The sequence below is a fragment of the Thalassospira sp. genome (assembly GCF_040218635.1).
Lineage (GTDB): Bacteria > Pseudomonadota > Alphaproteobacteria > Rhodospirillales > Thalassospiraceae > Thalassospira.
This window is the reverse complement of sequence record NZ_JAVJRB010000009.1, coordinates 442,911-455,352: the sequence shown is the minus strand read 5'-3', so window position 1 is coordinate 455,352 and position 12,442 is coordinate 442,911. Positions and strand designations below refer to the sequence as shown.

The 12,442-nt window shown below is 46.8% G+C and carries 6 protein-coding genes and 1 pseudogene; 3 read left to right on the top strand and 4 right to left on the bottom strand.

The features are described from left to right. Positions 1-95: 95 nt before the first annotated feature. The 4 genes and pseudogenes from RIC05_RS09850 to RIC05_RS09835 all read right to left on the bottom strand — a co-directional run. Positions 96-491: pseudogene (locus RIC05_RS09850) on the bottom strand (TniQ family protein); the annotation flags it as partial. Then, on the bottom strand, positions 484-1,452 hold the full coding sequence (locus tag RIC05_RS09845; RefSeq protein WP_350046930.1) for a TniB family NTP-binding protein: 969 nt from the start codon (positions 1,450-1,452) through the stop codon (positions 484-486). The gene RIC05_RS09845 and the pseudogene RIC05_RS09850, both read right to left, overlap by 8 nt. Further along, positions 1,439-3,535 (bottom strand): TnsB C-terminal domain-containing protein, encoded by a 2,097-nt coding sequence (locus RIC05_RS09840; protein ID WP_350046929.1) that lies wholly within the window; start codon positions 3,533-3,535, stop codon positions 1,439-1,441. Before RIC05_RS09840 ends, RIC05_RS09845 begins: the two co-directional genes overlap by 14 nt. Beyond that, a complete protein-coding gene (locus RIC05_RS09835) occupies positions 3,532-4,170 on the bottom strand; it encodes a TnsA endonuclease N-terminal domain-containing protein (RefSeq protein WP_350046928.1) in 639 nt (212 codons plus the stop codon). Before RIC05_RS09835 ends, RIC05_RS09840 begins: the two co-directional genes overlap by 4 nt. A gap of 1,391 nt (positions 4,171-5,561) precedes the next feature. On the opposite strand from RIC05_RS09835, the gene RIC05_RS09830 reads away from it, so the two are divergent. The 3 genes from RIC05_RS09830 to RIC05_RS09820 all read left to right on the top strand — a co-directional run bounded on the left by RIC05_RS09830 (position 5,562) and on the right by RIC05_RS09820 (position 12,437). Beyond that, positions 5,562-8,483, top strand: coding sequence for a hypothetical protein (locus tag RIC05_RS09830; RefSeq protein WP_350046927.1), 2,922 nt, complete (start codon positions 5,562-5,564; stop codon positions 8,481-8,483). Continuing rightward, positions 8,480-10,111 (top strand): metallophosphoesterase, encoded by a 1,632-nt coding sequence (locus RIC05_RS09825; RefSeq protein WP_350046926.1) that lies wholly within the window; start codon positions 8,480-8,482, stop codon positions 10,109-10,111. The genes RIC05_RS09830 and RIC05_RS09825 overlap by 4 nt, the downstream gene beginning before the upstream one ends. A gap of 268 nt (positions 10,112-10,379) precedes the next feature. Next, positions 10,380-12,437, top strand: coding sequence for a S8 family peptidase (locus tag RIC05_RS09820; protein ID WP_350046925.1), 2,058 nt, complete (start codon positions 10,380-10,382; stop codon positions 12,435-12,437). Positions 12,438-12,442 lie beyond the last annotated feature (5 nt).

Sequence of the window (12,442 nt, the reverse complement as noted above, 5' to 3'; positions counted from 1 at the left end):
TTGCATCCGGGAATACAGGGCATTAAAGCCCCCCGATCAATGGTGGCGATCTCCCCGCAACTGGGGCATACATTTGTGACTTCGGTACCATGCACAGGGCAGTGGGATACACACCTGAAATCCCACAGGCGAGATATGAAGCCATTCTCGAATGTACAATAAAAGCACATCCGAGGTGACGGCCAATCCAAGAACTTTCGAGAAAGTATCTCTCGGGTCGGCAAAGAAACATGAGTGTGATTGCCGTTACGATCAGAATAGTTAAGCAACGGGGTCAACTCATCGACACCAACATTTGCTACTATTGCCAACTTGCGAAAGTTTGAGTGAACTCGATTGAGTGAATCCTCCGAAATTGAAAACCGTGCGAGGCTTGAAATCCAAGAAGCTCGTGTATATCGGTTTTCTTCCGCGAGCCGGTAAAGATAGCTCAGGAGACTTTCGGCAGGATGAGGGGCGACGCTAAACAACAGCTTTCGGAGCTCAGCCATTTGGTCGCCCCCTTTTCTTACGCTTCGCCGGCTTTTGTGGTACCGGCGGCAGTGCCGACTTGAATGCAGCGGGCCTCATGGCCCCCTTATCAAGTGAGAAATCAACCGGTCCTAATTCGAGCAATGCCTCAGTAATGTGAGCATGGCGCAATGTCTCTGCTTGCTCCAACATCGCCAATTCAGTTGCCAGATGCACGACACGCATCATGTAGCCAAGTAACCCATGCGATGTTGTTACCAGTAGATTGATCGATAGCGGATCGTGTAAGGCAGAGAGCTCTGGTCGAGGCAGTGGAAGACACTGATTGACGGAGTAGAAGAACAAGTGAGCTGCCTGCTTCGCCTCTCGAGAATTCAGCCGCAGTGGATAGAGCTCAATCTTCGCTTTCCGACGGGTTTCAAGTTGTGGGTTCACAACGAAAATATTGTCCACCTCTGGCAGTCCTGAGAAAAGTATCGGTTTTCTCAGGACTTCTACCTGCGTCTTGATCCAGTCCGCAGCGTCATACTGTCTGGTTGAACTTCCTCGAACAGAAATGTGTTGAAATTCATCAAGAACGATGAGCTCGACATTTGTACGATCCGCGTAGTATTTGATCCGGTTTTCCATATCCTCTCGCGTGCCGAATGTCGGTTTCGGATCGCCGATCGCACTTAGAATTCGAGAAGCTAGGTTTTTAACGGTGCAGTTTTCTGGAACGACAATGGACAAGACCTTCTTGAATTCTCCCGGCACATTACGTGTGCGGCAGTACTCCCGAATTATTGAAGTCTTTCCAGAGCCCGTGTGCCCAATCAGACTCATAACCCCAGGCGAGTCTGAATACCGCCCCGTCTGATGAAAGTTGGATATCCGTGCCATTGCGTCTTGGAACTTGTCATGTACGATCCGTACATCTCGGAAAGCTGCGAGTGCCTTTGCTTGATGGTCGACGAGAAACGGTCTTTTACGAGAGGTCATGATCACCATCCTCTCCCGTAAGGCTGGAACCATCCCCAGCCCGGGAAGCATGCCAGCCTCTCTCAACCAACTCGGCCTCTATTTCTTCATTCGAACAGAACGGTGCTTCATAATCTTCAGGCTCAATCTCTGAAGGAGCACTTATGGCTCTGCCAACTTGAGCACTAGCTTCTATTCCCGACTGAGATCGCAACTCTTCGTTCTGATAGCGGTAGGCTTGTTTTCGTTTGGTTTTTTGAGCATCAGTGATGATCTGACGTGAGGCTTCAAACACAGAGAGGCGACGATCCAACAACTCACGTTCCGACGACTTATCGGGGTTTGAGCCAGCGTCTTGGATCAGGTTTCTGATGACTTTGTGTCGCCACATAGACAGTCGGAGCGCATAGGTCTCGTAAATGCAGCTTGCAGGAAGAAAGACGCGGTTTTCCTGATCCTCAACATAGATTGTTGAGAGGTCCTCGGGGTCAACTTTCACCCTAACTCTAGGGTTTTTTGGCCCCAATGAACTATTGCCTATCAACCTCCTCCGAAGGAGTTGAATTGCCTCCGATTGATATGAGAGGCCTGCGATAGCGATCCCGCCCCGTCCAAGAGTCCGTGTTTCAATCTTAAACAGAAGGACGTTCAGATCTTGCTGAGAAGAAATGAAGTGGACTGGATGCTTGCGCGTACCTTCGCGCCATTTCTGAGCCGGAGTATATTTTAGACGGCTATGCTGATAGTTGGCGTAATCATCGACGATGAATTTTGTCAGCAGGAACTCAAACTCTTCAATTGTCAGACAAGCTTCCTTCTCTGAAGGATAGTTTCCCCGTTTATCTGGATTGGAAAAAGTAGTCCCCGGCAAGGTGTGAACAAGTTTGGTATTTAATGTCCCAAACCATCTCTCAACGACCCCTTTGTAGTGAGGCGAGTAAGACGGATTATACTCGACCGATGTGCCCAACTGAGCCATACCGTCTAGTAAATGCTGTGAGTGAAACTCTGGGCCGTTGTCGAGAACCAACGTATCTATTAGACCGAAACAGGGCCAATTTGACGCGAATTCTGGCTTATACGATGTATCGGAATGCTGCTCCAGTTGCTCAGCGACCTGCTGGAGATACATCTCCTTTGGTGCAATTGCATGCCTCAGACAACGCATCACCGAGATGTAACTTGGCGCATCAAAACTCAGATAAAAGCCGACAACCATCCTTGAATAGAGGTCAATAGCAAGCGTTAACCAAGGACGTCCCAAAATCGTTCCGCCGCGCAGGATCAGCTGCAGGTCAACCAAGTGATGATCTACCTGCACTATCTCCAAGGGGCGTCTTGCTGTTATCCCAGCTCCGACCGCATCGTACTTCGCCTTCGCTGCACGTACACCATGCTGAGCAGCGGCAACATCGAAAGGTTCTAACCTTCTGACATATCGATAGACACTACGAATGTTTGGAACTTTTAACTGTGCCTTACCCGGCAATCCCAAGTTCTGCTTCTCAATACGACCTCGCAGAATTTGGAACAGTTGGTTCACTTTGTAAGGCGTTGCAATGAGGTAGAAGTCCTCAATCACCTCATCAAGAATTTCGGCCACTGCGCCTGATATGATTTTTGTGCGCCTGCCTTTCAGAAAATCTGCAGGCAACAAGGCTCGGAGATCATGCCCTCCGTCACACCAAGCACGATACCACCTCTCAACTGTTCTTTGGCTCGGCAGACACTCTTCGGGAACTTGAGCGAAGAATTTCAACACGTCACAAACAGCGGAACTTAACGAACCATCGGAGATCCTCTGATGAACCGCCTTCACAAACTTAAGGCGACGCCTGGCCTCTTCCTGATTGTCGGAGCTAAAGCTTTCAAAGCTACGCTTGATGTGGGATTTGTTTTTACCAGCACCGTATTGTCGGAAACTCTCGATCTCGGCTTCGCCCTTCATAATGAGCGAAGTTAGCGTAGGCTCCTCAATTAACAGGGGTTTTCCTGTTTCAATGTTTGCCAAGTTGAATTCGTTTGATACCGTATGACATACGACTTTGAACTCTGAGCCATACACCTGCACTTTGGTGTTCAGGGGGAGATGCAGACTGGTCATTGCACACACTCCCTTTCAGGAAGCCAAATAAGACTGTCACGCGTGATCGGCTGATCCAGATCCGTCACAAGCTTGCCAGCTGAAACAAGTGACAGCGCCTGGCCTCGGGCATTCACTTTTCGCAGCCTTTTCGAAAGCTGTCGCAGTGAGAGTGAGGAACATTCAGAAAACAACTCCACCAAGACGTCGTCTGCGGGCAGCTCGATACGTTGTCGCTGGGTAGACATCAAAAGGATTACGTTCGACCATCTCGGCTCACTTCTGATTTCTTTCTCCGTCCAGACTTCAAACGAGATACCAAGCTCTGCCAGGGCACTTTCAATGTTGTTGAACTTCTCAATAGCCTCAGGGGTAATCGCCTTTTCGTAGGGCTTTACCTCTATTACGGTTTGCCGACCTGCTCGCGTAACAAGCAGATCCGGGTAATAGGTCATTTCTTTTCCTGAACACATATAGCGCAGGGGAAAAGGTTGCTCTGAAAAGCTCCCAACGTCTGGCAGGACATCCAACACACGCATACAATCGCGTTCAAGTTGAGGCTCCCATTGCAGGTGCTGCTGGTTACGATAACTGAAAAAATGGCCGACGACGCGGCCTTTGCTGCGGGTTACTACCCGCCGAGCAAGACTGTTCATCTTTCTCTCCAAAAGCTGAAATTGGGCATAGCTCGCCTGTGGCGTGCTTTCCACGCAATACTTGCCTGCCTCGGGGAAACGTGCTAAGGAGAGAATTGCAACATACCCTCGCTTATGCGACGTATCCAACCGCTTCAGACACTCTGGGGCGGTTTTTACGTTTTGGACCTCTTTGGTTGTTATATGACGGAAACATCTTTCTTGAGAGACATTGACAGGTCAATGGCCGGAAACGAGAAGAACAACCAAAAATAGAATCACATTTCATGCACAAATGATTCACATAATTGGTGAATCTTTGCTGTATGTTATGTGCAAACTTGGTGAATCTGTGGATTTAAATGCCTCGGACACATTTACACACGAAGCAGATGAATTGGGAAACGTCTGAAAAGCTCGTCAATCAATTCACATAAACACCACCATAAGTAGCATCAAATACTCCAAAAAATATTCGCAGTTCTACAGTCAAAACTGGCGATTGAAAGAGTTGGAAATGGTGTATTCTGCAAAATCGAGTCGAAGTTCAGCAAGCCACTATGCTTTGAAAAGTAACTGCAGCATCCTTTAGAACAATGAGCTGAACAATTGAACTCTACGAAGACGCATATCTGCAAAAGTAATGTGATCGGATAACCACTACCAGAAACTGCAAGTGCGATGCGAACCGCAGTATCGGATTGGATGCATTTGCGAAGATTACAACCTGCGAGAAAACATCGGCAGAAAATTTAGCGATGTGATTTGTCGGCTATCCACGACAACTTTTGCGTCAATCTCGACAACTTCTTTGGCAAAAACGACAACTTCTTTGTCACCCGACATTATGAATTCCAAGCACAGTTGAAATTCTGATCAATGTGTCCTTTGACAATGTGACCGGAATTCGAGTGGACGCATTACGCATCTAATGCCGATAAGTTTGATCCGACGGATCACCAAGCAGGATGCAGCGATCACGCACGGTGAGTTCTCAAGTGTTTGTAATGTGGTGAAACGCTTTCAGGCCAAGTGCGCTGTGACGTGTCTGATCGATGCGTTTGACGTCTCGCAAACCGCGCCCATGCGTTTCTGGAACAATTGACATCCTGAGCCTCTTTTTAAGGGAACATCTACATGAGCTTAATTGAAACATCGACGGCTGTACAAAACAAGGTTGTGTAACGCAGTAAAGGGAGATCAAGAAAATCAAAACTGATGGATCAGACGGCTTTACGTGAGGTCTATCGGGAGATGCCTGTTGAGAAACACTGCTAACAGCCGAGATTGAAAATTTGAAGAAAACTGAAATAAAGGAGATTTGTTACCGTACTAATCATCTAGAGGTTGTAATTTATTAAGAAATATTTAATATAACTTAAACAGGAATTTGTAATTTACAGCTTGCCTAAATGGAAAGTTCTCGTATGCGACTGCACTTCTCATATCGTTGGCTTTTAATTCTCGGGATTTTAGTAGCTGTAGTGTTTTCTGCTACTGTTTCTGCAGCACAGACCCATCTTAAGATTCTTGTATCACCGCAAAGTCATGACCGAGAATTGACCTCTATTAATGAACTCGTTCGTGAATTGAACACGCAGTCGAGTGGTACCGAGGTTTTCGAGATATCAGAAATCCCAACTTCGCAAGACGACGGTCAAGCCATTCTCGACTCGATTTATGACGGATCGGCGGCAATGGGCTTCGTTCCGGTGGAAAATGTGGCGGCGTGGGATAGCTCGTACATTGATTTTGTGAAGTTGTTTCCATTTCGGCGCTTGCTAGACGCAGATCGGCTTCTGAAAAGTGAATTCAAGTTTGGATCGGAAATTCAAGGGTACTTAGGAGAATTAGTAGTTCTCGGGCAGCTGCATCGCGGGTTGGTTTCATTGATCACTGATCGGCCGATTGAGTCTTTGAAGGATTTCGAAGATTTGGACCCTGTGCTCATGTCTAACGCACTTCTTACCCATACGGTGCTAGGAAGCTCAAATACGGGCTTTGAAGAATACTCTGACCTTGCAGCGATAAGTCAGGCATTTAACCAAGGGTTGGTAAACGCGTTTGAGATCAATCCGGCGCAAGTTTTGGAAAGTAACACCCCACTAAACGTGACACGGCAAGCTTATATCTTGCCACCACACCGTTATTCTGGAAGCGTTCTAGTTGCAAATAAATATATTATTTCAAGTATAGATACGGAGGAAATATTAGAATACCAAGAAATAATTAAAAAATTTCAGGAAAAGAATAATTCAGAACTTGTTTCATACAGTGAAAAGTATGACTATAGGTTGCTTTCATATACTGAAAAAATGATAGAAGATTATGATATTAGTTTAGATACTGTCACATATATTAAAAGTCGCGCTAATCATTACTATCAAAAAATAATTGCAGGATATTATGATGAGGGACTAAGGTTACTATCCCTCGATGCTTCCGCACAATCCATTCCCCAGCAAGCTGCAAATTATGAACCCCCGCCGCCAGAAATCATACTCTTAAATTCTCAACCAAAAGGTGTTTTTTGGAACAGTTGGCTGACATATGGAGGGCAAGATACGAGCTTTGTGGATGTTTCGCTGCAGCAGCAACATCAAATTCACGTGGATCTCTCGCCATACTCCTATTTAGCTCTATTTGGCGAAGATCGCGGAATTGGAAGCAACTTTGCCAGCAATGAACTTAAAGAGTTACTGGCTCAATATGAAGGGGAGGAGATTCCGCTCGTTATACGCGCGATCGCCATTGACGATAAGCTCATACTATCAGGGCAAACACAATTCTCCGAGACTGTTAATCTCAGTGCGTTCGGGGATTTTGACACTACGAAACGTGACCGTTTAAATGCTGCTTATAGCGATGTGCTGGACAGTTCGGGGTCGATTGAGCAGCTGTCTAACGAAGTTGCGGCAATTGGGTTCACATTAAATGTGCGTGCTAGACCTGCCACGAGATCTGGGTGCGCCCGAATTGGATTTTCAGTTCTTGAGAAAGAAACTCTCCTTCCAATAGATCATTTGGTTATGACAGTTCCGGTTGGTTCTATGGAAACTGTTGCCACGGCTGATTGTCTACAGAACATTCAGTCGAACATGTTGGCAACCGGGGCTGAGGCAATCCTTGCATCGGCAGTCGACCATGGAAGGGACCTTAGTCGCAAACCGGATGCTGTGCTCCAAATATTCGAAACAGATCAGTCGAGCGGCACTGTATCGACAATCGTAACGTTTGTTGATGGAACAGAGGAAGAGCCGATAGTTCTTGTTTGGCGGGCTGCAGAGAGGTTGAGCGATTACGTATCTGACGGTCTAAAGAGAGACATAAAATTTTCTCGCTCACAAACTTCAATGCACCCTGCTCCCTACGCTAGAACAGCAATCAACCTGATGGAGACAATCTTTACAGGTGCCGATTTTGTTGATTGCGACTTACGCACCGATTCTTGCCCGTTAGAATTGACCGCGAAAGAAGCGCTACGCAGGTTGAGACTTATTTCAGAAACGAGCCAAGAGACTGATCCAGCTACCATTACGATCAGTGTAAGCGATGTAGATCGAAAACCAATCTTCATTCCGTTTGGGCTGTTCGCCGCCAGATCCGCTGATGAGGACTCCCAACCTATTCTTTCGAAGCGCGTTACAGTTATCCAGCCATTGCCTGGGGGACGATATTTTGATTCTGCAGAGACTTGTATAGGGAACTGGAATTTTGCTGTGCCACGCACGCTTCATGGAGTGAGGGACCCAGCACTGAAGGCTCAGTTGTCTGAATTGCCCACGGTCAGCAGCGGGGCGGGTAAATGGTACCCGAACCTCTCGGACTTCAGGCGATATATGGATAATTTTGGCGTCGCTAGTGTTCAGAAATCGACTGAAGGTCTGGTGATATTGGCACATCATGACCAAGATGGCCTTTGGTTTGAAGAAAAAGAAGAAAATGAACGTATTCGACGGGTACACCGTCACCGTAAGTTTCCCCCCGGCAGTGCAGCGTTGATTGCAGCTTGCTCGGCTGCAGATGGGCTACAGCAAAGTGCTTCTCTTGTAGAGGAGTTGAATCGTAAGCAAATTGATGTAGCGATCGCGTCACCATTTGCTGTCGGCACTGAGTTTGGAGCTCAGATGGCGGTCGCGTTTACTCAGCTTGTAGAAGAGGCGACGAAAAATCATGAAACTCCTACGATTAGACAGCTTTTTGAGAAAGCCAGTAATCGTGCTGCTGCAAAATTGACCGGGTCGGAGCAAACCCGAAAGGCGCAGGCAGAAACAGCACTCGAATACATACTTCTTGGAGATCCGGCACTGAGGCTTTGTGGAGTGACACAATGATTAGAAATTTGAAGGTATTTCTGGTGCTAGCGCTTGGATTCTGCTGGACATATAGTTTGCACGCAATGCCACAGCGGTCCCAGTCCAGCTATGTGCCGCCTCAGGACCAAGAAGAACGCATGCTCTTCTTAATAAGCGATACCCATATGGGGTTTGGTAAAGACGCAAACTCGCAGTGGTTGCCAATTGAAGATTTTCGTTGGCCAAAAGCGCTGTCGTCATTTCTTGAGATGGTGCGTTCTCACTCGAATGATAAAGCTGATTTGATCATCGTTGGTGACTTCTTTGAGATGTGGCAGGTGCCGCATTCTTTCACGTGTACGGACGGTGGACACGATCTGGGATGTACGATTGCTGAGATGACAGAAATTGCTCGTAATATCGCTGCCGCGCATTCTCAAGAACTTGCCGACCTAACCGAATTTTCTCAAGCTGGAGAGAACCGCCTACATATCTTACCAGGCAACCACGACGCGGCATTTCTAATTCAGGATGTATGGGAGCCGATAGGGCAGGCACTGAACGACGCAAGTGGTCGTGTAAACTTGGTTACGGAAGGTCTCTGGGTTTCGCCGGATGGAAAAATTGTCATTGAGCACGGTCACCAGATCGGCAGTGACGTGAATCGTTATGAAAATTGGCCAGAAATTGTTGTTTCCGAGGACTCTTCTGGAGTGTATCGGATGATCCGTCCATGGGGAGAAAACTTCGTTCAATCCATATTCAACGAAATTGAGGCGGGATCTGATAATGCTCCTTCCTATGCCGTTATCGATAACCTTGCACCGGAATCCTCTGCCATTCGTTATCGTATTTCAGACGTTGGCTTCCAACAAACTGCTCGGGAAATAGCCCAGTTTCTGGCATTCAACCTCTTTGAAACTTCTCTTTCGCAGAAAGTGTCTTTTCTCGGCCCGCAAAAGTTTGATGAACACGGTAAGCCGATTGCTGACATAAAAGTAGGCCGCCAACTGGGACATCGGCTGTTTGTTGAGGCATTAGACGAAAATGACCCATTCCGAAAACAACTGATGTCGAACAACGCCAAAGCCGCTGAAATACGTAAGGAATTGGACGCCTTGGCTGGCGATGAGCAACGCCTTTCCGATGCAGAAGTGTCGGCGCTATGTGATCTTTTAGTGATCCGAAACAGCAGCGAGGTGTGTTGGGATGCAACTCTAGGAATGATTTTTCAGGGGGTTCTATTTTCAGATGATCACGTGCTCAAAGAGCATTTGATTGATCGCTGGAGCAGCTATCGAGACATGGTGATCTTTGTTTACGGGCATACTCACAAGTACAAAGTTCCAAGGGATGTGTATTTGTTTGACGACAGAGTTGTGAGTGTCGCAAATACCGGAGCATTTCAGCGGGTAATTGATGATCAGGCTTTCCTTGATCGTGTCTCTGTAATGACGCGCGACGAAAACTACGAAGTCACACCTGGAGAGGCGTTGCGCCGGATGAAGCTTGATCAATTGGCGCCATGTTACACGTTTATCGAAATCACTTATGAAGATGGGATACCTAGATCTGAGTTGAATTACTGGATTCACAGTGAGGATGAAATGGAGAACCCAAGCCGGGTCCGGATTGCAGAAGGTAGCAGTGAAGAGAGATGCAGGTAGTAATATTTGTGTCACTGCCGAATATTACAAATGAGGTAAAACTTTACTATCTTATCTTTTTGATTCGACTCATAGAATTGTTTCCACTGGGACATAGTAAGTTCTTTAAGAACCGATCTAATATTAAAATTTTGGAATCGTGTGCGCCACTCACCTACGCCGTGCTCTCGAACGATGATTTAATCGTTCTTTCCTAATGTTGAGGGTTGGCATGTATGCAACTTTAAGTTTATTTTGTGTAAGTTGATGTGCGAGGTGTGAGGCGTCCTTGAGAAATATCAGTACCCTATTTTCGATTGGCCTTGTGTTTTCTTGTTTAGAAACCGCGATGGCGCAGGGCTCATTTGATTCTAACTCGGTATCGAATTTTACAAGAAGCCCTATTCCAAATAGTTTTTCGCCGATAGATAGCGTGTTCAGTCCTGACCGTAGCCAGGTTGGCCCTAGCTATAACCTAGATGGATTTGGTCAAAGGCTTCACGATTACAACTTGAATCGTCCTACTTTGCCTGACACTGGTCCAATTGGGGGGCCAAACTCCTCACCGGTCTTGAGCCCGTCGTTCCGAAGTTATGTTCCTAATAGTGTAGTGACGCCTGATATTGGCGACATGCAGCCGACAATGCCGGACATTGAGCACACTTTCCCAACGATTCCCGACATTCAGCATAACTTTCCGAAAACACCTGACATTAAACCTCACTTGCCAACAATACCGGACTACGCAACGGGAGTACCTGTTCTACCGAAGCTACCCAGCCAAAACACAGGGCTAAATAATCGCCCAAACAATGATTTATTGCCGGGATTAGAAGATCGTTACCAACTAGGCTACAGTCCCAGAGCATCACAACGCCGACGTGAACAGGTCATTAATCCCCCGCCCCCTTCGTTGCGAGCCTCGTTGCCGTCCTATCAAACGCAGAAGGCAATAGAGCAATTGCAACCGGCTTCAGTGCCCGAAGAAATTTTCTTCGAGAATGATCTCTCGATTGCCAACGGCTTTGTTTCAGTCGTGCCGCAAGAGGAGCAGACTAAGTACAGTATGCTTATTTTGTTTCGACCGGAGGCAACTGCGGAAGAAATCAGGGGAGTAATCGAGGAGAAAGATTTCGATGTAATTCGATCATTCCCTGAAATTGGGATTGTTCAAATTCATTCGAGTTTTGAGAATTTTCCCAAACCGAATTCCGAAAATCCAACAAAGCTTGAGAGATGGAAGTGGATTAGTTCGATCGCGCGTGAACTTATGAATGATACGCGCATCAGAAGTGCTGCACCAGATATCCTTCTTTATGATCAAGGACCAGACATCGTTATTCCAAACTCAGTCTTTGTCTCAACCAAAGATAAGGCAACGGAAATATTGGATTGGGGAGTTCGAGATATACAAGCAGATCGTGTTTGGGAGCTTCCCGGCGCTAGAGATGGTGTTCTGTTTGGTGTTGTGGACACTGGATTCAGCCGCCATGAGGACCTTACTTTCTTTGGATACCCAAAAGAAATCGGTGTAGCTGACCATGGTACGCATGTTGCTGGAATCGCTTGCGCTTCGCATCGAAATAAAGTTGGGGTGCGCGGAGTTTTACCGAAGTGTTTCGTTCGAGCTTTAGTTGCTGAGAAAGAAGTCGAAAATCGGGGAAGCACACCGCTTAAGCGTTACATGACGTCCTTTACGGAGGTGATTGATCAACTAAGCAAATTTGTAACCAAAAACGACGATGTTCAGACGTTTAACGTGAGTTTGGGCTTCAATCTGCAGCGAAACTTTGGCATCAATCCGGAAGCATTCGAAAACTCCGACATAAGGGATGACATCGCGATGCTAGGTGCAATGGTAAAACCAATCCTAGAGAAGGCGGCCAACGAAGATAAAGTGATTTTCTCAGCGGCAGGAAATGATAGCAACGGTCTAGCGAAGCCTATCAGCGCGGAATTTGGCAGCCCGTTCAACAGTGCAGCATATGATATGCGGAAAAATGACGGTATTGCTAACGGTGTTGTTGTGGAAGCTCATGATAAAATGGGACGCCGAGGAGGCTTTTCTAACATTGGTGGACACATATCTTGTCCTGGCGTCGACATCGTAAGCACGGTTGCATTTGATGAAAATAGAGTTCGATCCGAGCATGCTTACGGCAGATTAAGTGGGACATCTTCAGCGACACCGTATTGCGCTGGAGGATTTCAATTGTTCCGTTTGGTTCGCCCAAGCTATTCTGCAGTAGAAGCAATATCATGTATTACGCAAACAGAGACGAAGTCGAGCTCTGGTACACCAATGTTGCGTTTACTCGCAGCATTGGAAAACTGTCCTCTGAGATAGCTTCC